We start from the raw sequence: 21,162 nt of genomic DNA, 5'->3' as shown, positions 1-21,162 counted from the left end.
GGGGTGTGCGGCCTTTTCTACGCCGGTTCGCGTGCCGTGTGGCGCGTGTTCACGATGCCTGCTGTGGGCTTCCTGTCCCCCGGGGCCAGGAAGCCTCGGGGTGGGCCGCGTCCCGGGGCTCGTGGCCTTTCAACTCGGTGCCGACCGTGCGCTCTCAGTTGCCGATGTAGGCGGCGAGGTGTTCGCCGGTGAGGGTGTTGCGGGCGGTGACGAGGTCGGCGGGGGTGCCTTCGAAGACGATCCGGCCGCCGTCGTGGCCGGCACCGGGGCCGAGGTCGATGATCCAGTCGGCGTGTGCCATGACGGCCTGGTGGTGTTCGATGACGATGACGGACTTGCCGGAGTCGACGAGCCGGTCGAGCAGGCCGAGGAGTTGTTCGACGTCGGCGAGGTGCAGGCCGGTGGTGGGTTCGTCGAGGATGTAGGTGCCGCCCCGGTCGGCCATGTGGGTGGCGAGTCTGAGTCGTTGCCGTTCACCGCCGGAGAGGGTGGTGAGGGGCTGGCCGATGGTCAGGTAGCCGAGTCCGACGTCGGTGAGCCGGTTGAGGATGGTGTGTGCGGCGGGTGTGCGTGCCTCCCCGGTGCCGAAGAACTCCTGGGCGTCGGCGACGGACATGGCGAGTACCTCGCTGATGTCGCGGCCGCCGAGGTGGTGGTTGAGCACGGAGGCTTCGAACCGTTTCCCGTCGCATTCCTCGCAGGTGCTGGCCACGCCGGCCATCATCGCCAGGTCGGTGTACACGACTCCGGCGCCGTTGCAGGTGGGGCAGGCGCCTTCGGAGTTGGCGCTGAACAGTGCCGGTTTGACGTTGTTGGCTTTCGCGAACGCTTTGCGGATCGGGTCGAGCAGCCCGGTGTAGGTGGCGGGGTTGCTGCGCCGTGAGCCGCGGATAGCGGTCTGGTCGATGGAGATGACGTCCGCGCCGGCGGGGATTGATCCGTGGATGAGGGAGCTTTTCCCGGAGCCGGCGACGCCGGTGACGACGACGAGGACCCCGAGGGGGATGTCGACGTCGACGTCGTGCAGGTTGTGGGTGTTCGCGCCGCGGATCGGGAGCTGGCCGGTGGGGGTGCGGACGGCTGGTTTGAGGGTGGCGCGGTCGTCGAGGTGGCGGCCGGTGCGGGTACCGCTGGCGCGTAGGCCGTCGAGGGTGCCTTCGTAGCAGACGGTGCCGCCGGCGGTGCCGGCGCCGGGTCCGAGGTCGACGATGTGGTCGGCGACGGCGATGGTCTCGGGTTTGTGTTCGACGACGAGCACGGTGTTGCCTTTGTCGCGTAGTCGCAGGAGCAGGTTGTTCATGCGCGCGATGTCGTGGGGGTGCAGGCCGATGGTGGGTTCGTCGAAGACGTAGGTGGTGTCGGTGAGGGAGGAGCCGAGGTGGCGGATCATTTTGACGCGTTGGGCCTCGCCGCCGGAGAGGGTGCCGGAGGGCCGGTCGAGGGAGAGGTAGCCCAGGCCGATCTCGACGAAGGAGTCGAGGGTGTGCTGCAGGGCGGTGAGCAGGGGTGTGACGGAGGGCTCGTCGAGGTGGTGAATCCAGCTGGCGAGGTCGTTGATCTGCATGGCGCAGGCGTCGGCGATGCTGATGCCGGCGATGTGGGAGGAGCGGGCGGCTTCGCTGAGTCGGGTGCCGTCGCAGTCGGGGCAGGTGGTGAAGGTGACGGCCCGGTCGACGAAGGCGCGGATGTGGGGCTGCATCGCTTCGCGATCTTTGGACAGGATTGATTTCTGGATTTTCGGGATGAGGCCTTCGTAGGTGAGGTTGACGTGGTCGACCTTGATTTTGGTTGGTTCTTTGTGGAGCAGGTCGTGGAGTTCTGTCCCGGTGTATCGGTGGATGGGTTTGTCGGGGTCGAGGAAGCCGGAGCCGGCGAAGATGCGGCCGTACCAGCCGTCGACGCTGTAGCCGGGGATGGTGAGGGCGCCTTCGTTGAGGGATTTGCTGTCGTCGTAGAGGGCGGTGAGGTCGAAGCCGGAGACGGTGCCGCGGCCTTCGCAGTGGGGGCACATGCCGCCGGTGCGGGTGAAGGTTTTTCGTTCGGTTTTGCCGGTTCCGCGTTCGATGGTGATCGCGCCGCTGGCGCGGACGGTGGGGATGTTGAAGGAGTAGGCGCCGGGTGGGCCGATGTGGGGGTGGCCGAGGCGGCTGAACAGGATGCGGAGCATGGCGTTGGCGTCGGTGGCGGTGCCGACGGTGGAGCGGGGGTCGGTGCCGAGGCGTTGCTGGTCGACGATGATGGCGGTGGTGAGTCCGTCGAGGACGTCGACTTCGGGTCGGGTGAGGGTGGGCATGAAGCCCTGGACGAAGGCGCTGTAGGTTTCGTTGATCAGCCGCTGGGATTCCGCGGCGATGGTGCCGAACACCAGGGAGCTTTTACCTGAGCCGGAGACGCCGGTGAAGACGGTGAGTCGGCGTTTGGGGAGTTCGACGCTGAGGTCTTTGAGGTTGTTGACGCGGGCGCCGTGGACGCGGATGAGGTCGTGGCTGTCGGCGGGGTGCGGCGCGGGTGTCTGTGGGTCTGTTCTGGTGGCGTGGCTCATGGTGTCTCCCTCGTGCTGGCCGGCCGGTGATCCCGCCCGCCGGCCGGCGACCCGGTCACCGGCCGGCGGGCGGGCGTGGGATCACCGGGCTGGTTCAGCGGCGTTCGTTGATGCGGACGAGGTTGCCGGCGGGGTCACGGAAGGCGCAGTCGCGGACGCCGTAGGGCTGTTCGGTGGGTTCCTGGACGACTTCGGCGCCGCTGGCGGCCACCTTGGTGAAGGTGGTGTCGAGGTCGGCGGTGGCGAGGATGAGGTGGCCGTAGCTGCCTTTGGCCATCATCTCGGTGATGGTGCGGTGCTCGTCGTCGGTGATGCCGGGGTAGGCGGCGGGTGGTTCGAGGACGATGCAGGTGTCGGGCTGCTCGGGTGGTCCGACGGTGATCCAGCGCAGGCCGTTGTAGCCGACGTCGTTGCGAACTTCGAAGCCGAGGCTGTCGCGGTAGAAGGCCAGGGAGGCGTCGGGGTCGTCGTGCGGGAGGAAGCTGGTGTGGATGGTGAGGTCCATGCCGGTCACGCTAGGTGTGACTGGTTGTGTGTGCTTCTCGATTCCTGACCGGTCTTGGTCCTGACCGGTCTGGTGATCTGTTTCGCGACGCAGGAGGGTATGCCGGCGGTGGCCGTGGCGGCGTGGCGGCGGTAGGCGCTGGGGGGCATGCCGACGAGTTCGGTGAAGCGGCTGCTGAAGGTGCCCAGGGAGGAGCAGCCGACGGCGAAGCAGACGTCGGTGACGGTGAGGTCGCCGCGGCGTAGCAGGGCCATCGCGCGTTCGATGCGCCGGGTCATCAGGTAGGCGTAGGGCGATTCGCCGTAGGCGAGGCGGAACTCGCGGCTGAGGTGTCCGGCGGACATGTGGGCGCCGCGGGCGAGGGCCTCGACGTCGAGTGGCTGGGCGTACTCGCGGTCGATGCGGTCGCGGACGCGGCGGAGGCGGGCGAGGTCGCGGAGGCGCTGTGCCGCGGCGGGACTGCTGCTCACCCGCGGGATGGTGCCATGTCGGGGTGGGGGCGCCCAGTGCCGGGCTGGTGTGGTTGGTGTGGGGTTTGCGGGCTGCCGGGTGGTGTCCGGCAGCCGGTGTGGGAGGGGCGGTGGTTTCCGGCCGGTGGGCCGGGTTGGTCAGCCGGTGTTGGGCTGGTTGGTGTCGTCGAGGGCGAGGGCGAGGCTGTTCATGCAGTACCGCTGCCCGGTGGGGGCGGGTCCGTCGTCGAAGACGTGGCCGAGGTGGGAGTCGCAGCGGGCGCAGCGGACCTCGGTGCGGGTCATGCCGTGGCTGCGGTCCTGGATGAGGGTGACGGCGTCGGCGGTGACGGGCTGGTAGAAGCTGGGCCAGCCGGAGCCGGAGTCGTATTTGGTGTCGGAGGTGAACAGGGGGGCGCCGCAGGCGCCGCAGCGGTAGGTGCCGTCGGTCTTGTCGTAGGTGTAGGCGCCGCTGAAGGGGGCTTCGGTGGCGGCCTGGCGCAGGATGGCGTAGCGCTGGGGGTCGAGGAGCTGGCGCCATTCGGTGTCGCTGCGGGTGACTTTCTCGCCGGGGCTGGCGCCGGGGCTGGTGGTCGGCTGGTCGGTCATGGGATGTCCTTCCGGGCGGGCTGGTGGGGGGTGGGGTTGCCGGTGGCGGTGCCTGGGTGTGTCTGTCCGTGGGTCGGATGGTGGCCCTGTGGTGGTCAACGCGGCGGGCGGCCGGTTTGTTCTGTCAGGCCACCGGTGCGGTGGTGGCGGGGTGGCGGGTGAGGGCGGTGGCGGCGAGGGCGACGCCGCCCGCGGCGGCGGCGGTCATGGCGGTGCCGGTGCCGGGTGGGAGGTGGTGGCGGATGGTGGCGTGGGTGAAGACGGCGGTGTCGGCGGCGTCGGCGAGCAGGCCGGCGAGCAGCCATCCGCGGGTGGGTGCGCCGGTGAGCTGGGCGTGGAGGAGTCCGGCGCCGAGGGCGAGGTCGCGGATGCCGGCGAGGCGGGCGAGCCAGGCGATCTTCTCGGCGGTGACGCGGTCGACGCCGGTGGCGCGGATGACCTGGATGGGCCTGGCCAGGGCGGTGAGCCCGACGGTGGTGCGGGCGAGGCCGTTGAGCAGGATCGGAGCCCGGTCTGTCGCCCGCTTCGTCACGCGCCGTGTATCCTTTGCAGTCGGTGGAACACACAGTGTGATCACGATCTCGTTACCTGGCCTTCCGGGGTGGGAACGACTTCGCTTGTCCGTACGTTGGACTCGGTTGAGGTCCACACGCCACGACGCTCTGAGGAGTCATATGGGCGAGCGCATTCTGCGGGGCAGCCGTCTCGGTGCAGTGTCCTACGAGACTGACCGCAGCACGGAGCTTGCCCCGCGGCAGACAGCGTCGTACGACTGCCCGAACGGTCACCAGTTCACCATGCCCTTCGCGGCCGAGGCCGAGGTGCCTTCGGTGTGGGAGTGTCGCGTGTGTGGGGCGGCGTCGGTGATCGTGGACGGTGAGCGGCCGGAGCCGAAGAAGAGCAAGCCGCCGCGTACGCACTGGGACATGCTGATGGAACGTCGGACGACCGACGACCTGGAGGAGGTGCTGGCCGAGAGGCTGGCGGTGCTGCGGGGCACGGGTGCGGACAGGCGGTCCGCCTGACGCGGTGAGGGGTCCCGGGTCTGGCCGGTGCGCGGTGCCGGTTGGGTGCGAGTAGGTCGGAAACGTCGAGTGGGGTGACAGCGCACGCTGTCACCCCACTCGACGTTTCAGGGCCGGCCGGCGTCGACGGTGTCGGGTCCGGTGGCGGTCGGGGTGGTGAGGGTGCCGCCGGTGGTGGGGTCGGTGGGCCGGGTGGGGGTGGGGATCGTGGTGTCGCCCGTGCGGGTGGTGCGGGGGCTGGTGCTGGCGGGGCCGCGGCGCAGGGAGGTGAGGGCCCACCAGCCGACCCGCCAGAAGCCTTCGGCGACGATCGCGCGGCTCATCTTCGACGCGCCGCGTTCGCGTTCGACGAAGTCGATGGGGACTTCGACGACGCGGAAGCCGGCCTGCCAGGCGCGCCAGGCGAGGTCGACCTGGAAGCAGTAGCCCTGGGAGGCGACGTCGTCGAGGTCGCGGGCGCGTAGGACGTCGGCGCGGTAGGCGCGGAACCCGGCGGTGGCGTCGTGTAGGGGGACGCCGAGGGCGGCGCGGACGTAGGCGTTGGCGCCGCGGGAGAGGACGAGTCGGCTGCGGGGCCAGTTGTGGACGGTGCCGCCGGGGACCCAGCGGGAGCCGATGGCCAGGTCGGCGTCGGTGAGGGCGTCGAGGAGGCGGGGTAGCTGCTCGGGCTGGTGGGAGCCGTCGGCGTCCATTTCGACGACGATGTCGTAGCCGTGCTGTAGGGCCCAGGTGAAGCCGGCGATGTAGGCGGAGCCGAGGCCGGATTTGCCGGGGCGGTGCAGGACGTGGATGTGGTCGTCGTCGTCGGCGAGTTCGTCGGCGATTTTTCCGGTGCCGTCGGGGCTGGCGTCGTCGATGACGAGCAGGTGGACCGCGGGGTTCGCCTGGCGTAGCCGGCGCGTGGTGTCCGGCAGGTTCTCCCGTTCGTTGTAGGTCGGGACGCAGACGACGACGCGGGTGGCTTCCACGCCTCTCCTCTTCTGGTCGGTGCCGGCGGCGGGTTGGTGTGTGTCCCCCGGGTGCTGGTGGTTGTCGCCGGTCCGGTTGGTGGATGTGGGGGTGGGCTGCTGGGTGGTGCCGGTCGGGGTGGTGCGGGTGCGCCGGCTGTGGGCCAGTGCAGCAATCATGGCGAGGGCGCCGAGGGTGGCGAGCACCGCCTCCGGGACGATACCGAGGCGGGTGGCGAGTGTGCGGGTGGTGCGTAGTGGGAGTTGTGCGGACAGGACGCCCGCTTCGTAGAGCCCGGTCTGGCTGAGGATGGTGCCGTTCGGGGTGATGAGGGCGCTTTGGCCGCTGGTGGAGACCTGGATGGTGGCGCGGCCGTGTTCGACGGCCCGCAGGCGGCTCATGGCGAGCTGTTGTTGGCTTTCGCCTTTGCGGCCGAAGGAGGCGTTGTTGGTCTGGATGACGAGGAGTTCGGCGCCGCGGTCGACGTTGTCGCGGACGAGGCCGTCGTAGGCGACTTCGAAGCAGATGACGTCGCCGATGACGGTGCCGGCGACGGGTAGGGTGCCGGTGCCGGTGCCGGCGAGGAAGTCGTTGGGCATCTCGTCGGCGAAGCGGCTGATGAGTTTTTCGAGCAGGGCGCGGCCGGGGAGGTATTCGGCGAAGGGGACGGGGTGGCGTTTGACGTACATGGCGCCGGTGGGTCCGTCGGTGGTCCAGATGAGGCCGGCGTTGCGGACGTGGCGGGGGCCGGGGCCGTCGAGGACGGCGCCGACGAGCAGGGGTGCGCCGGCGACGGTGGCGGCGTGGGTGAGGGCGGCGTGGGCGGTGGGGTTGGTGAGGGGGTCGATGTCGGAGGAGTTCTCCGGCCACAGGACGAGGTCGGGTTGGGGGGTGTGTCCGGCGCGGACGGCGGCGGCGAGGTTCTCGGTGCCGGTGACGTGGTTGTCGGTGACCTGGAAGGCCTCGCCGAGGGCGTTGATGCCGCCGGCTTCGGGGACGTTTCCCTGGACGGCGGCGACGGTGAGGGTGCCGTGTTGGGCGGTGGTGGGCAGGGGGACGGCGAAGCCGGCGAGGGTGAGCGCGAGGGCGCCGGCGAGGGTGGCGAGCAGGGGCTGTAGGTGGGCGGCCGTGGTGTGTGGTGTGCGGTGGGCGGTGTTGTTGTCGCCGTTCGAGCTGTCTGGGCTGCCTGGGTTGTCACCGCCGGTCGCGTGGGGGGCGGTGCGGGTGGTGGCCGCCCGGGTGGCGTGGGTGAGGGCTGTGGCGAGCAGGGCGGCGGTGGTGGCGACGGTGAAGGTGATCAGGGGGGCGCCGCCGAGTGCGGCGAGGGGGGTGTAGGGGCTGTCCGGTTGGCTGAACGCGATCCGGCCCCAGGGGAAGCCCCCGAAGGGCGCGCGGCCGCGCAGGGCCTCCTGGGCGACCCAGACGGCGCCGGTCCACAGCCAGGGGGCGGGTAGCCGCTGGACGAGGGTGGTGGCGGGGGCGACGAGGGCGAGCAGGGCGGCTTCGGCGACGGACAGGACGATCCAGCCGTCGGCGCCGACGAAGGAGACGAACCGCAGCAGCGGTAGCAGGAAGGCGAGGGAGAACAGCATTCCCAGCCCGTAGGAGGCGCGTAGCCGCCGTCCGCGGACGGTCAGGGTGAGAACGGCCAGGGCGAGGGGTGCCAGGGGCCACAGGCCGACGGGGGGGAAGGCGAGGTAGAGCAGCGCGCCGGCGAGGGTGGCCAGGGCGGGGCGGGTGAGGCGGTGCCGGCGGGTGCGGCCGGTGGGCTGTGGGGGTGCGGGGGGCGCGCCTGCCGGGGCGGGGTCGAGCGGGCCGGGCTCGAGTGCGGGTGTGGCGGGCGCGTCGGTCACCGGTCCAGTGTCGGTTACGGGGGCGGTGTGGACCACGCCGGGCTGGTGGGCTGTGGGGGTGTGGGCTGGTCGTGGAGGGTGCTGGTGGGGGTGTGAGCTGGGCGGGTGGGGTGTCGGGTGCGGCGGGTCACCCTTACCCCCACCGGTGGGATCGGCAGGGTGACCGTCGGGGTTTTCGGATCCTGGTCCCGGTGCGGGTCAGGGCAGGGCGTGCAGGGTCTGTCCGCGGAGCACGGTGCGCAGGCAGCGGGGGGCGTCGCCGGTGTGGGCGAGGTGGGTGAGCAGGATCTGCAGCGGGTCGGGACCCGGCTGTCCGCCGGCCACCGGCCGGGGGGTTTCCCAGATCGCGAAGGTCGCGGGTGCGCCGACGGTGATCCGTCCGGCGCCGTCGCGGGTGCGGGCGGCGAGCCAGCCACCGTGGGTGGCGGCGGTGAACGCGGTGAGGGGGCTGATCCGCGCGGTGGCGGTGTGATGGGTGGCCGCGGCGTGTACGGCTCCCCACGGGTCGAGGGGGGTGACGGGGCTGTCGGAGGACAGGGCGAGGGTGACGCCGGCGTGGTGCAGGGCGGCGAACGGGTTCATCGCCGCGGCCCGTTCGGCGCCGAGGCGGCGGGTGTAGAGGCCGTCGGGGCCGCCGTAGCGGGCGTCGAAGGCGGGTTGCACGGAGGCGATGAGACCGAGGCGGGCCATGGTGGTGATCTGTTCGGGGTGGAGGAGTTCGGCGTGTTCGACGCGGTGGGTGCCGGCGGCGATCGTGGCGGTACCGAGTCGGGTGGCGGCGGCGCGGATCCCGTCGAGGACGGTGTCGAGGGCGGCGTCGCCGATGGCGTGGAAGCCGGTCTGCAGGCCGGCGCTGGCCGCGTCGAGGACGGTGTCGCGGATGTCGTCGGCGTCGCGGTGCAGCTGCCCGCGGTGGGTGGGCTGGTCGGTGTAGGGGCTGCGCAGCGCGGCGGTGTGTGAGCCCAGGGAGCCGTCGACGAACAGGTCACCGCCGTAGCCGACGGGGCCCAGGCCGGGTTCGTGGTTCAGGGCGGTGGCGACGGTGAGTTCACCGGCCCAGTAGCCGGTGATGGCGGGGCCGGGTTCGTCGCGGGCGAGGGTGAGCAGGGCGGCGAGGTCGTCGGCGGAGGAGACCTGTGGGCCGGCCATCTCGTGCAGGGCGGCGATGCCGAGGGTGGCGGCGTGGGTGCGGACGCGGCGGGCGGCGTCGCGGCGGGTGGTGGGGGGCAGGTCGTGGTAGGCGGCGGTGCGGGCGAGGTGGTGGGCGTCGTCGCGGCACAGGCCGTCGCCGAGCCAGCCGGTGGCGTGGGGGGCGCCGCTGCGGGTGGCGAGGTGTGGGGAGATGACGGCGGTGTGGCCGTCGGCGCGGGCGAGGTAGACGTCGACGGGGCCGGCGGCGCGGGCGAGTTCACCGCTGGTGGGGGGGCGTGCTTCGGGCCAGCGGGTTTCGTCCCAGCCGGTGCCGAGCAGGGGCTGGCCGGGTCGGTGGCGGGCGGCGCGGGTGAGCTGGTCGAGGGCGTGGCGCAGGGACGGGCTGTCGGTGAGGTCGACGCCGTCGAGGGCGAGGCCGGTGGCGGTGGTGTGCAGGTGGGCGTCGACGAAGGCGGCGGTGAGGGTGGCGCCGTGCAGGTCGACGGTGTGGTCGATCGGGCCGGGTGGTGGCCTGTGGCGGGTGGCGTCGGGCTGGTCGGTGCCGATCCAGGTGATGGTGGGGCCGTCGGTGAGCAGGGCGGTGGCGTGCGGGTGGGTGGGGCTGTGGATGTGCCCGTGGTGGTAGAGGACGCGTCGGGATGCCGGCGGGTGGTGGGGGCGCACGGCCCTACTGTGCCGGGCGGGGGGTGTTGGGCTGTGGCCGGCTGTGGGCCTGGTGTGGGACGGGTGTGTGTGGGCGGGGTGGGGTCACAGGTTGGGGGGGCGGTTTTCGTACGGGGTGGAGAGCACGACCATGGTGCGGGTCGACACGTTCGCGGCGGCGCGGATCTCCTGTAGGAGGCTTTCGAGGGCGGCGGGGTCGGCGACGCGGACCTTGAGCAGGTAGCTCTCCTCCCCCGCGACGCTGTAGCAGGCTTCGATGGCCGCCAGGTGGGTGAGCCGGTCGGGGGCGTCGTCGGGTTGGCTGGGGTCGATCTCCTTGATGGAGACGAAGGCGGTGAGGGCCAGTCCGACCTGGGAGGGGTCGACGAGCGCCACGTAGGAGGTGATGACGCCGCGCTGCTCCAGGCGTCGGACCCGCTGGTGTACGGCGGACACCGACAGGCCGGTGGAGCGACCGAGGTCGGTGAAGCTCATCCGGCCGTCGCGGCACAGCAGCTGCACGATCTGACGGTCTAGGTCCTCCAGCACGATCCGGAGGTTACGCAGATCGTGGCGGTGGATGTGGGCCGGGCGGTGTTCTCTGGTCCCGGCGGGACTTTTCGACCTGGTGGGTGGGTGGGGGGCGGGGGTGCTGGACACGGGCGGTGGATGGCCGTTGTCGCTGCGCAGCCGGGTCGGGGGTGGGGTGTCGTCCGGTGGTGGGGTGGTGGTGCTCTGCGGTGGGGTGGTGGTGGTTGTTGCCGGGGCTGGGTTGGTCGGGGTGGGGATGAGCTGTCGGTAGCGCATGCCAGTCTGACAACGTGACCAACTTTCACGGTGATGTCGAGGACGGGACGGTCGGGGGTGCGGCGCCGGCGGGTGGCGGGGGTGTGGATCGGCTGCTGCTCGCGGACACCCCGTCGTTGTATTTCCGGGCGTTTCACGGGGTGCCCCGGTCGGTGCGGGCGCCGGGTGGGATGGCGGTGAACGCGGTGCGGGGTCTGCTTGATGTGCTGGCCCGGCAGATCGTCGAGGTGCGGCCGCGGCGGCTGGTGTGCTGTTTCGACGCGGACTGGCGGCCGGCGTTCCGGGTGGCGTTGATCGGTTCGTACAAGGCGCATCGGGTCGCCGATCGCGCGCCGGCCGGTGTGGTCGAGGAGGAGGTGCCCGACGAGCTGGTGGCGCAGCTGCCGGTGATCGACGCGGTGCTCGACGCGTTCGGGATCGCCCGGGTGCAGGCGGCGGGTTTCGAGGCCGACGATGTGATCGGCACGCTGGCGGCCCGGCACAGTGGCCGGCCCGGCGGGGGGCCGGTGGACATCCTGACCGGGGATCGGGATCTGTTCCAGCTGGTGTGTGACGACACCGGGGTGGTGGTGCGGTACGCGGTGGAACGGTTCGCGGTGGTCGACGAGGCGTCGATCAGTGCCCGGTATGGCATTCCGGGTCGGGCGTACGCCGATTTCGCGGTGTTGCGTGGTGATCCCAGTGATGGTCTGCCGGGGGTGGCGGGGATCGGTGCGAAGACCGCGGCGGCGCTGCTGGGTCGGTTCGGGTCGTTGCGGGCGATCCTCGCCGCGCTGGACGCGGGTGGTGTGGAGGGGTTCCCGGTGGCGGCGCGGCGCCGGCTGCTGGCGGCCCGGGAGTATGTGGACGCCGCGGTGCGGGTGGTCGCGGTGGTGCGGGACGTGCCGGTGGGTCCGGTGGGTGGGGTGCTGCCCGCCGCGCCGGTGGACGCCGCCGCGGTGGCGGAGCTGGCGGGCCGGTACGGGCTGGGTGGGTCGGTGGACCGGTTGTGTGCGGCGCTGGCCGGTGCCGCGCGGGGCTGTTGAGCTGCGGGGACGGGGCTTGGTGCGGGTGGCGGGGGTGGGTTGCGGGCCGGTCGGCGCGGGCCGGCGGCGCGCTCGGGGCGGCGGTGACGGTAGGTTGCCCCTGATCTGGCAGCGTGCGTGTACACGCAGGTGACCGACGGGTTCGTTCGTGGACGGTCCGGTGTCGCCTACTGTTGCGCACCGGGCGTCCGTCGGGGACGCCGGTAGGGGCTGCGGGGAAGTGCGGAGGTGACCGGTGGGGCTGCGCGAGCGGCTCGCGGGCAGGCGTGTGTTCGTGACCGGGGTGACCGGGTTCGTCGGTGAGGCGCTGCTGGAGCGGCTGCTCTCGGAGTTCCCGGATACCCAGGTCGTGGCGCTCGTCCGGCCCCGGGGTAGCCATTCGGGGATGGCCCGGCTGGAACGGATGACCCGTAAGCCGGCGTTCGCCGGGCTGCGGGAACGGTTGGGCCGGGACGGGTTGGCCGCGCGGTTGGCGGCGCAGGTGCGGGTCATCGAGGGTGATCTGGCCAGCATGGGTGAGGTGCCCGCCGATCTGGACGTGGTGATCCACTGTGCTGGGGAGGTGTCGTTCGACCCGGCGATCGATGAGGGTTTCGCGACGAACCTGGGTGGGGTGCAGGAGCTGCTGCGCGCGGTGCGTGCCGCCGGGGCCCGTCCGCATCTGGTGCACGTGTCGACCGCCTATGTGGCGGGGTTGCGGTCGGGGCACATCGCCGAGGGCCGGCTGGCGCACGAGGTGGACTGGGCGGCGGAGCAGGCGTCGGCGGGGCGGGCCCGGCAGGCGGCGGAGGACGCGTCGCGTTCCCCGGAGAACTCGGCGCGGTTCCGGGCGCAGGCGGAGGCCGAGCATGCGCGGGCCGGGGCGCAGACGGTGTCGGCGCAGGCGGAGGCGGCGCGGCGGGCGTGGGTGGCGGCGCGGCTGGTCGCGGCGGGCTCCGAGCGTGCGCAGGTGCTGGGCTGGACGGACGCGTACACGTTCACCAAGGCGTTGGGTGAGCGGTATCTGGAGGATTCGCACGGCGATCTGCCGTTGACGATCGTCCGCCCGTCGATCATCGAGAGCGCGCTGGTGAAGCCGTTCCCGGGGTGGATCGAGGGGTTCAAGATGGCCGAGCCGCTGATCCTGGCGTTCGGTCGGGGGGAGCTGCCGGACTTCCCGGCGTCCCCGGACGCCGTGGTGGACATCATCCCGGTGGATCTGGTGGTCAACGCGTTGCTGGCGGCGGCGGCGAGCCCCCCACCGGCGACGGTCCCGGCTTATTACACGGTGTGTTCGGGGTTCCGGAATCCGTTGCTGTTCCGGGATCTGTACGACCATGTGCGGGGCTATTTCCTGGCCCATCCGCTGCCGCGGCGGGGCCGTGGGCACATCGGGGTGCCGGAGTGGCCGTTCGCGGGTGCGGTGGCGGTGGAGGCGAAGCTGCGCCGCGGGGAGAAGGCGGTGGAGTGGGCGAACCGGGCGTTGGCGCACGCGCCGCGTTCGGAGCGGGTGCGCCGGCTGGCGGTCGATCTGGAACGTACCGAGGGGCGGGTGTCGTTCCTGCGCCGCTACTCGGATGTGTACCGGGCGTACACGAAGGCCGAGCTGGTCTATGTCGATGACGCGACCGCGGCGTTGCACGCGGCGATGGACCCGGCTGATCAGGTGGAGTTCGGGTTCGACCCGGCGTGTTTCGACTGGCGGCACTATCTGCAGGATGTGCACTGCCCGGCGGTGACGCAGGTGCTGCGCCGGCCGCGGGAGGCCGCTCCGGTGCGGCGGATGGCGCGGAACCTGACCGCCGGTGAGGGGGTGCTGGCGGTGTTCGACCTGGATGGGACGCTGGTGTCCTCGACGGTGGTCGAGTCGTATCTGTGGCTGCGGCTGGCCGATGGGGATGTCGGGGAGCGGGCGCGGGAGCTGGTGTCGTTGGCGCGGGCGTTGCCGGGGTATCTGCGGGCGGAGCGCCGGGACCGGGGGCATCTGATCCGGTCGGTGTACAGCCGGTACGCGGGGGTGGATCCGGTGGAGTTGGCGCGGGTCGTCGACGAGGTCGCCGCCGATGTGGTGTTGCGGCGGGTGAAACCGGCGGCGGTGCGGCGGGTGCGGGAGCATCGCGCGGCCGGGCATCGCACGGTGCTGCTGACCGGGGCGGTGGAGGTGCTGACCCGTCCGTTGGCGCCGCTGTTCGACGAGATCGTCGCGACCGGTCTGGAGGTCGGCGTGGACGGCCGGTACACGGGGCGGTTGTCGTCCTCGCCGCTGGTCGGGGATGCCCGCGCCGCTTTCGTGGATCATTACGCGCGGCGGGTGGGCGCGGATCTGGGTGTGTCGTGGGCGTACGCGGACAGCCTGTCGGATCTGCCGATGCTGCGCACGGTGGGTAATCCGGTGGCGGTGAACCCGGATGTGGCGTTGCACAAGGTGGCGCGGGGGGCGGGGTGGCCGATCGAGGAGTGGCCGTCGACGCCCGGTGAGCCGCGGCTGGTGGTCGCCAGCCGCGGTGAGCGGGTTCTGTTCGCCGCGGCGGCGCGGGCCCGCGCCGCGGTGGGCGGGTCGGGGGCGCAGGGTCGTGACGGGGTGCGGGTGGAAGTGGGTGAGGGCCGGTGACACGCGGTCTGGAGTTGTACCGGTCGTTGCCGCGGTACGCGGCGGCGCGGGTGGTGTCGGGTCGGTTCCCGCGGTTGTCGGGGGCGGCGGCGACGACCGCGGCGCCGTTGCGGCTGGTGGACCGGGGTGATCCGGGTCTGCCGGGGCCGGGGTGGGTGACGGTGCGGCCGCGGCTGGCGGGGATCTGCGGGTCGGATCTGGCGACGGTGACGGGGCAGAGCTCGTTCTACTTCTCACCGCTGGTGTCGATGCCGTTCACGCCGGGCCATGAGATCGTCGGTGATCTGCAGGAGCCGGTGGCGTTGGCCGATGGGCGCCGGTTGGACGCCGGGTCGCGGGTGGTGATCGACCCGGTGCTGGGCTGCGCGGCGCGCGGGTTGGAGCTGTGCGCGGGCTGCGCGGCGGGCCGCACGTCGCGCTGTGACCGGATCACGGTGGGTCATCTCGCGCCGGGGTTGCAGACGGGGTTCTGTGCGGATACCGGGGGTGGGTGGAGCCGGGCGCTGGTCGCTCATCACAGCCAGTTGCATCCGGTGCCGGACAGTCTGCCCGATGAGCGGGCGGTGCTGGTCGAGCCGTTGGCGACGGCGGTGCACACCGCGGGCCGGTCGGGGGTGCGTTCCGGGGACCGGGTGCTGATCATCGGGTCGGGTGCGGTGGGGCTGCTGACGTTGCTGGCGATCCGCGCCTACACGAAGGCCGAGCATGTGACGATGGTCGCCAAGCATCGCCGGCAGGTGGAGTTGGCGCGGCGTTTCGGTGCCGATGAGGTGCTCGCTCCCGATGACGCGGTCGGGGGGGTGCGCCGGGCGAACCGGGCGTTGCGGCTGACCCCGCAGCTGGGTGGGGAGTATCTGCTCGGCGGGGTGGATGTGGCGATCGACTGCGCGGGTAGCGCGTCGTCGTTGTCGACGGCGCTGCGGGTGACCCGCGCCGGTGGCCGGGTGGTGCTCTCGGGGGTGCCGGCGGGGTCGGTGGATCTGACGCCGTTGTGGTTCCGGGAGTTGGAGCTGGTGGGGACGTACGCGTCGTCCGGTGGCGCCCGGCCCGGTGCGGCGCGGGCCACCGATGCCGGTGTGGAGCCGGCGGGGTCGGATTTCGGGCGGGCGTTGGCGTTGGCCGCCACGGCCCCGCTCGACGGGGTGGTGTCGGCGGTGTATCCGCTGGCCCGGTGGCGGGAGGCGTTGGACCACGCGTTGTCCGCGGGGCGCCTCGGCGCCGTGAAGATCGCTTTCGATCCGGCGGCGTCGGCGTGAGGGGGCCGTGCGCCGCGCCCGAGAGGCCCGGTGGGCGTGGGGGCGCCGGTGGTAGTGGCAGTGGCACGGTCGGGGTATATGGGATTGTCTCCCCGCGCGGCGGTCCTCGCCGCGGGGCGGGCGGGCGTGGGGGCGCCGGGGCCGGCCGGGGTGGCACACGGATGAGGGGAACGTGCAGGTGAGACCGGGGTTCGTGCTCGAGGTCGACGAGCGCACACCTCCGCTGCTGGTGCACCAGGGTGAGGGGCTGACGCTTGAGCGGTTCCCCCTGGGTACCCGGGTGGTGTATCCGCCGGAGTCGCTTCCGGGGGTGGCGGATGTGGACGCGGCGATCGCCGCGGCGTTGGAGCATCCGTTCAACTGTGAGCCGTTGCGGGTGCTGTTGCGGCCGGGGATGCGGTTGACGATCGCGTTTGACGATCTGTCGATCCCGTTGCCGCGGATGCGCCGTCCGGATGTGCGGCAGCGGATCATCGAACAGGTGCTGACGTTGGCGGCGGCGGCGGGTGTGGACGACGTGGTGCTGATCGCGGCGAACGCGTTGCACCGGCGGATGACGGCGGCGGAGATCGAGCACATCGTCGGGGAGCGGGTGTTCCGGTCGTTCTGGCCGGACAATCTGTACAACCACGACGCCGAAGACAAGGACAATCTGACGCATATCGGGGTGACCGACCACGGCGAGGACGTGGAGATCAACCGGCGGGCGGCGGAGAGTGACCTGCTGGTCTATGTGAACGTGAACCTGGTCGCGATGGACGGCGGGCACAAGTCGGTGCCGATCGGGTTGGCGTCGTACAACAGCCTGCGCCATCATCACAACTCGCACACGATGCTGCGGTCGCGGTCGTTCATGGACCACACCCGGTCGGAGATGCATTCGTCGGCGTGGCGGATGGGCCGGTTCCTCGCCGACCATCTGAAGATCTTCCACGTGGAGACGACGTTGAACAACGCCTGTTTCCCCGACCGGTACAGCTTCCTGACCCGCCGCGAGTGGGAGTGGTCGGTGAAGGACCAGGCGATGGCCTACGGGATGAGCCGGGGGTTGGCGGCGATGCCGACCCGGCCGCGGCGGAAGATCTTCCATGATCTGCTCGCGGACTATCAGGTGACCGGGGTGTTCGCCGGGGAGACCGAGGCCACCCACGAGCAGACGATCGCCAGTGTGCACCGTCAGCAGCTCGTCGAGGTCGACGGGCAGTCCGACGTGCTGGTGGTGGGCCTGCCCTATGTCGGCCCGTACAACGTGAACTCGGTGATGAACCCGATCCTGGCGACCTGCATGGGGCTGGGGTATTTCTTCAACATGTACCGGGGGCGGCCGCTGGTCCGCCACCAGGGTGCGATGATTCTTTACCATCCGGTGACCCCGGAGTTCTCCCAGTTGCACCATCCGTCGTATGTGGACTTCTTCTCCGAGGTGCTCGCCGAGTCGACGGACCCGGCGACGATCGAGGCGAAGTTCGAGAAGCAGTACGCGACCGACCCGTGGTATGTGCACCTGTACCGGACGTCGCACGCCTACCACGGCGTCCACCCGTTCTACATGTGGTACTGGGCGGCGCACGGCATGGATCATCTGGGGGATGTGGTGTGGGTCGGGGGGGATCGGGCGGCGTGCGCGCGGATGGGGTTCCGGTCGGCGTCGACGTTCGCCGACGCGTTGGAGATGGTGTCGGGGACGGTGGGCCGTGACCCGTCGATCACCTATCTGCATTCCCCGCCGCACGCGATCGCGGACGTGCGATGAGCCGGCCGGGTGCGTTCGGTGGCCCGCCGCGGCCGGGGGTGGGCGTGCGGGAGCTGGTGAACGGATTCCGCTGGGGGGGCCGGTCGCTGGTCCCCGCCTCCGCGCAGGCGCACCGGGCGCCGGTGAGCGCCCGGGAGTTCCCGACGGCATGGGCGCGGGGCGCGCCGGCGCGGGCGGCGCGCACGGTGTTCCTGGAAGCGGCGATGAACCCGCTGCTGCACGCGGCGTTGACCCCGACGGTCGCCGGGGCGGAGGTGTTCGACTCCCTCGGCGGCGAGCCGGTGATCGTCGTGTCGAACCATTCCAGTCATCTCGACGCGCCGATGCTGCTGTGCGCGTTGCCGCGGCCGGTGCGGGACCGCACGGCGGTGACGGCGGCGGCGGACTACTTCTTCGACAGCACCTGGCGGGGCCTGTCCTCGGCGTTGGCGTTCGGGACGGTACCGATCGAACGCCGCGGTGGGGCGCCGTCGGCGACGCCGGTGGAGTTGCTGCGCGACGGGTGGAACCTGGTGGTGTTCCCCGAGGGCACCCGGTCGGTGGACGGGTCGCAGGGCCGGTTCCGGCTCGGGGCGGGCTATCTGGCGATGACAGCCGGGGTGGCGGTGGTCCCGGCGGCGTTGCGGGGCGCGTACGCGGCGATGCCGCGGGGCCGCGGGTGGCCGGTGCCGGGCCGACCGCGGGTGTCGGTGCGGTTCGGTGCTCCGTTGCGTCCCGGTGACGGGGAGGATGTGCGGGCGTTCACCGGGCGGCTGGCGGCGGAGGTGACCCGGCTCGGGGTGGAGGACACGACGAGCTGGTGGGCGTCGCTGCGTTCCCCGACCCCCGGCACCCCGGCACCGACCCCGGGGGCCGGTGCCGGGGCGGTCCGGCGGGCCCCGGCCGGGGCGGGTGGGCCGTCCCGGTGGCGGCGGATCTGGGAGGCGACCGAACCGCCGGCCCCGGTCCGGTCGCGGTCTCCCTGGGACCGCTGACCCACCCACCCCCCATCATGTGAACTTCCTCACATGATGATCGTTGTGTGGATAACCCTGTTCATGACCCGGTGGGTAGTGGGGGTGGACCTGGGGATGACCTGTGGGGGGCGGGCCGCCCCGGTCGGGGCGGTGAAGTCAAGACGTTGCCTGACCGGGGGCACCCGGTATCACTGGAGACATGGCTCTGCTGCCCCGTTCCCACCGTCCCGGCCCGCCGCCCACCGCCGGGCCCACCCGCCGCACCCCCGACCCGGCGCGGCGGCGCGCCAACCCGACCCCCGGCCCCGCGTCGGTGTGGGGCGCGGGGGCGCTGCCACCGAGCGTGGCCCGGGTCGCGGCCCGCACCCGGCTGTCCGCGGAACTGCTCGCCGCGATCCTCGAGGTCGAGGAACGCACCCGGGCCACGTTGGACGACATCGAACGCGCCGACGCGCTCGCCGACCGGCTGCTGGCGCGGCGCCGGGACCGGCTCGCCGCCCACCGCGCGGACCCACCCGCGACCCGCCTGTCCGCCTGAGCGGGCGGTTCAGGCGGTGGTGCCGGCCTGCCCGGGCTGGGGGGCCAGCGGCCGCGGATACCCGGCGGTGCGCACCAGGTCGTTGACCCGGCTGGACAGCAGCCGGGACGGGTGCACGTCGAGGATCCCGACGATCTCCCCGAGTAGTCGGCTGGCCGCCGGTGGATCGTCGGGGGCCAGCGCCCCGGCGAGCGCGGCCAGCGCCCAGCCCCGTTCCAGGGTGCCCGAGCTGGTCAGGTCGACCGCGACCCGGCTCAGGCTGGCCGCGCCCTCACCGCCCATGCGGCTGACGACGTCCGCGACGACGCAGGCCTCCCGGACCTCGTCGAACGCCGGCCAGCCCGGGTGGCGCAGCCCCTGCACGCAGGGTGTCTCGGACAGCCGGGTCAGCGCGGCCAGCGCCCCGTCGTTGTCCCCGAGGGTCGCCGCCGCACCCGCCTCGAACGTGGCCGCCCAGCCGTGCAGGTAGGGATGGCCGGCGGCCGCGGCGCGCCGGGCCGCGCCGCGGGCCGCGTCGTAGCGGCCGGTGACGAAGGCGACGAGCGAGTCCAGGGTGGCGGCGGTGCCGGTGAGCAGCGGGTCGTCGAGCTGGGTGGCGAACTGGTCGGTGAGGGTCGCGAACCGGCGGGCGGACGGGTCGTCGCCGGCCTCGACGGCGAGCACCCCCAGGTAGAACGACAGGAACCCGGCGACCGCGGTGAGTTCCCGGTGGGTGGCGGGGGACAGCCGGCGTCCCAACGCGGCCTGCACCCGACGCCAGTCGGCGATCACCGGGCGTAGCAGCGCGGTGTGCGGGGTGGTGAGAAGGGTGGTGGCGAAGCGGTGCAGCCGGTCGTCGAGCTCGGCCATGGTCAGCGGGTCCGGGTCGGCGTAGGCGATCTCCCGGGAGAGCATGGCGGCGGCGCGGGCGGCGGCGGGTAGACCGAGCCGTTCGGGACGGGTGGAGTCGGGTAGCTCGACTCGGCTCATCCCACATCCCTCCCCCCGGGCTGCGCCGGAGTACCGGTGGTGCACCGTCACGGCCCGCCCCGCCCCCGCGGGCCGCGTCGGTGACGCGCGGGGTGTCGGTACGTACGGTCCGTGGCGCGGCTCCGACCGCCGTGCTGGCCACCCCGAGGGGCGACCCGCCTGGCCGGCGCTGTGCGTCACCGGCCCGGTCGGATCGGTGACGGAGCGCACGCTACCGTGTTCAGGCTCACGGTGGGGGGCGGATGTGTGATGTCGCGTTGGCCTGTCACCATCGCGCCGCTGGTGCCAGGATCGGCCTGTCTGTGCGTCGATTGTTGTCCACATCCACCGGTGGAGTACAGGTTTCGGCGGGATTGTGGCGTGTTACGGTCCTGCTCGGCGGGCCCCTTCCCCCCGTTCGGCGCGCGCACCCCGGCGCAACCCCCGGGCGGGGGTGGTTCGGAACACCACCGCCCCGCAACACCGGTGTTCCGGGGCGGTGCGGATCCTCCGCCTGATCGCCGCGTCCCCGGTCACGGCCGGCGGCTGACCCGCCCCGCTCACCCCACCGGGTGCGCGGCGTGCGGCCCGTGACCATGACCGGGCCCGTGGGAATGCGACGGGTCGTCGGGATGGTCGTGCGGGGTCTGCGCCTGCCCGACCCGATGCGCGTGCCCCGGCAACGCGATCCGGTACAGGCAGGTGTCACAGTTCATCCGAATGTCCCCACCGAGCGCCTCCCGATACCGCTCCACCACCAGCTCGACCAGCCCACCGCCGCCACCCTGCCCGCCGGTGCCGGTGTTCGGGTCGGGGTCACCGAGCAGACCCGCGCAGGCCAGCTCCACCTCCGCGCGCCCCGCCGCCCACCCGGTCGCCTGCTCGACGGTGCGCCGCGGCAGCACCCCGGTGAACAGGAAGTACGGCACGACGACGATCCGCCGCCCACCGAGCCGGACGATCCGCTCCAACCCGGCCGGCACCGACGGTTCGGCCAGGCTGATGAACGCCACCTCCACCCCGGCGTACCCGCGGCCCTCCCACAGCAGCCGGGCCACCTTGAACACCTCGGCGTTGGCATCCGGATCGGTCGAACCCCGCCCGACCAGCAACACCATGGTCCGTTCGCGCTGCCCCGCCGGGCACAGGGCGTCGACCCGGTCGGCGAGCAGCCGCAGGATCGTCGGATGCGGACCGAGGGGACGGCCGTAGGCGTACCGCAACCCCGGGTGCCGTTCCCGTTCCCGGGCCATCGACCCGGGAATGTCACCCTTGGCGTGCCCGGCGGCGACCAGGGTGAGCGGGACGACCCCGAGCCGGTGGTGCCCGGCGTCGACGAGCCGGCGGACCGCGTCGGCGACCGGCGGCGCGGACAGCTCGATGAACCCGCCGTCCACCGCCACCCCACCGGCGCGGCGGCGGACCCGGTCGACGAACCGGCGGAACTGCTCGGCGCCGGCCTCATCCCGGGTGCCATGCCCGACGATCAGCAGCGCCGGCCCGGTGGACCCGCCCGCACCCGCCGGAGCGGGAACCACAGCGGCGGTGGGAACGGCGGGGACGG

At 72.4% G+C, this 21,162-nt stretch carries 17 protein-coding genes; 7 read left to right on the top strand and 10 right to left on the bottom strand.

What is annotated here, in order from left to right; all coding sequences use genetic code 11:
* Positions 1–154: 154 nt before the first annotated feature.
* The 5 genes from B056_RS0132135 to B056_RS38840 all read right to left on the bottom strand — a co-directional run bounded on the left by B056_RS0132135 (position 155) and on the right by B056_RS38840 (position 4,637).
* Complete coding sequence (locus tag B056_RS0132135) at positions 155–2,542, bottom strand: ATP-binding cassette domain-containing protein (protein ID WP_018505952.1); 2,388 nt, start codon at positions 2,540–2,542, stop codon at positions 155–157.
* A gap of 94 nt (positions 2,543–2,636) precedes the next feature.
* Positions 2,637–3,047, bottom strand: a complete 411-nt coding sequence (locus B056_RS0132130; protein ID WP_018505951.1) for a VOC family protein — start codon at positions 3,045–3,047, stop codon at positions 2,637–2,639.
* A 5-nt stretch (positions 3,048–3,052) separates the two neighbouring features.
* A complete protein-coding gene (locus B056_RS0132125; protein WP_018505950.1) occupies positions 3,053–3,517 on the bottom strand; it encodes a helix-turn-helix transcriptional regulator in 465 nt (154 codons plus the stop codon).
* 138 nt (positions 3,518–3,655) lie between these two features.
* Positions 3,656–4,105 carry a peptide-methionine (R)-S-oxide reductase MsrB gene (gene msrB, locus B056_RS0132120; RefSeq protein ID WP_018505949.1) on the bottom strand — a complete coding sequence of 150 codons (450 nt, stop codon included), beginning with the start codon at positions 4,103–4,105 and terminating at the stop codon, positions 3,656–3,658.
* 124 nt (positions 4,106–4,229) lie between these two features.
* On the bottom strand, positions 4,230–4,637 hold the full coding sequence (locus B056_RS38840) for a hypothetical protein (RefSeq protein ID WP_018505948.1): 408 nt from the start codon (positions 4,635–4,637) through the stop codon (positions 4,230–4,232).
* A 142-nt stretch (positions 4,638–4,779) separates the two neighbouring features.
* On the opposite strand from B056_RS38840, the gene B056_RS0132110 reads away from it, so the two are divergent.
* Positions 4,780–5,130 carry an RNA polymerase-binding protein RbpA gene (locus B056_RS0132110; protein WP_018505947.1) on the top strand — a complete coding sequence of 117 codons (351 nt, stop codon included), beginning with the start codon at positions 4,780–4,782 and terminating at the stop codon, positions 5,128–5,130.
* A 107-nt stretch (positions 5,131–5,237) separates the two neighbouring features.
* On the opposite strand, the gene lnt is transcribed toward B056_RS0132110, so the two are convergent.
* The 3 genes from lnt to B056_RS0132095 form a co-directional block, all read right to left on the bottom strand.
* Positions 5,238–7,967, bottom strand: a complete 2,730-nt coding sequence (gene lnt / locus B056_RS0132105; protein WP_018505946.1) for an apolipoprotein N-acyltransferase — start codon at positions 7,965–7,967, stop codon at positions 5,238–5,240.
* 162 nt (positions 7,968–8,129) lie between these two features.
* Complete coding sequence (locus B056_RS0132100) at positions 8,130–9,746, bottom strand: amidohydrolase (protein ID WP_018505945.1); 1,617 nt, start codon at positions 9,744–9,746, stop codon at positions 8,130–8,132.
* An 84-nt stretch (positions 9,747–9,830) separates the two neighbouring features.
* Positions 9,831–10,274 (bottom strand): Lrp/AsnC family transcriptional regulator, encoded by a 444-nt coding sequence (locus B056_RS0132095; protein ID WP_018505944.1) that lies wholly within the window; start codon positions 10,272–10,274, stop codon positions 9,831–9,833.
* Positions 10,275–10,546: 272 nt separating this feature from the next.
* Here B056_RS0132095 and B056_RS0132090 point away from each other — a divergent pair, with 272 nt between their 5' ends.
* The 6 genes from B056_RS0132090 (at position 10,547) to B056_RS38835 (ending at position 18,650) form a co-directional block, all read left to right on the top strand.
* A complete protein-coding gene (locus B056_RS0132090) occupies positions 10,547–11,557 on the top strand; it encodes a 5'-3' exonuclease (RefSeq protein WP_018505943.1) in 1,011 nt (336 codons plus the stop codon).
* 235 nt (positions 11,558–11,792) lie between these two features.
* On the top strand, positions 11,793–14,147 hold the full coding sequence (locus B056_RS0132085) for an HAD-IB family hydrolase (protein WP_018505942.1): 2,355 nt from the start codon (positions 11,793–11,795) through the stop codon (positions 14,145–14,147).
* Complete coding sequence (locus B056_RS0132080) at positions 14,144–15,403, top strand: zinc-dependent alcohol dehydrogenase (protein ID WP_018505941.1); 1,260 nt, start codon at positions 14,144–14,146, stop codon at positions 15,401–15,403. The genes B056_RS0132085 and B056_RS0132080 overlap by 4 nt, the downstream gene beginning before the upstream one ends.
* Before the next feature lie 172 nt (positions 15,404–15,575).
* A complete protein-coding gene (locus B056_RS0132075) occupies positions 15,576–17,156 on the top strand; it encodes a lactate racemase domain-containing protein (RefSeq protein WP_020572825.1) in 1,581 nt (526 codons plus the stop codon).
* Entirely contained in the window at positions 17,153–18,130 is a 978-nt protein-coding gene (locus B056_RS0132070; protein WP_018505939.1) for a lysophospholipid acyltransferase family protein, read from the top strand. Before B056_RS0132075 ends, B056_RS0132070 begins: the two co-directional genes overlap by 4 nt.
* Before the next feature lie 181 nt (positions 18,131–18,311).
* Positions 18,312–18,650, top strand: a complete 339-nt coding sequence (locus tag B056_RS38835; protein WP_018505938.1) for a hypothetical protein — start codon at positions 18,312–18,314, stop codon at positions 18,648–18,650.
* A gap of 9 nt (positions 18,651–18,659) precedes the next feature.
* On the opposite strand, the gene B056_RS0132060 is transcribed toward B056_RS38835, so the two are convergent.
* A complete protein-coding gene (locus B056_RS0132060) occupies positions 18,660–19,619 on the bottom strand; it encodes a hypothetical protein (RefSeq protein ID WP_018505937.1) in 960 nt (319 codons plus the stop codon).
* A 539-nt stretch (positions 19,620–20,158) separates the two neighbouring features.
* Positions 20,159–21,136 carry a sirohydrochlorin chelatase gene (locus B056_RS0132055; protein ID WP_051105797.1) on the bottom strand — a complete coding sequence of 326 codons (978 nt, stop codon included), beginning with the start codon at positions 21,134–21,136 and terminating at the stop codon, positions 20,159–20,161.
* Between the last annotated feature and the right edge of the window lie 26 nt (positions 21,137–21,162).

Origin of the sequence: Parafrankia discariae (assembly GCF_000373365.1) — a bacterium.
GTDB lineage: Bacteria > Actinomycetota > Actinomycetes > Frankiales > Frankiaceae > Parafrankia > Parafrankia discariae.
This window is presented reverse-complemented; position numbering and strand designations above follow the sequence as displayed.

Excerpts from the sequence above, each read along its gene's own strand:
- B056_RS0132135 (WP_018505952.1), bottom strand. The coding sequence starts at position 2,542 with ATGAGCCACGCCACCAGAACAGACCCACAGACACCCGCGCCGCACCCC.
- B056_RS0132130 (WP_018505951.1), bottom strand. The coding sequence starts at position 3,047 with ATGGACCTCACCATCCACACCAGCTTCCTCCCGCACGACGACCCCGAC.
- msrB (WP_018505949.1), bottom strand. The coding sequence starts at position 4,105 with ATGACCGACCAGCCGACCACCAGCCCCGGCGCCAGCCCCGGCGAGAAA.
- B056_RS0132110 (WP_018505947.1), top strand. The coding sequence starts at position 4,780 with ATGGGCGAGCGCATTCTGCGGGGCAGCCGTCTCGGTGCAGTGTCCTAC.
- B056_RS0132070 (WP_018505939.1), top strand. The coding sequence starts at position 17,153 with ATGAGCCGGCCGGGTGCGTTCGGTGGCCCGCCGCGGCCGGGGGTGGGC.
- B056_RS38835 (WP_018505938.1), top strand. The coding sequence starts at position 18,312 with ATGGCTCTGCTGCCCCGTTCCCACCGTCCCGGCCCGCCGCCCACCGCC.
- B056_RS0132060 (WP_018505937.1), bottom strand. The coding sequence starts at position 19,619 with ATGAGCCGAGTCGAGCTACCCGACTCCACCCGTCCCGAACGGCTCGGT.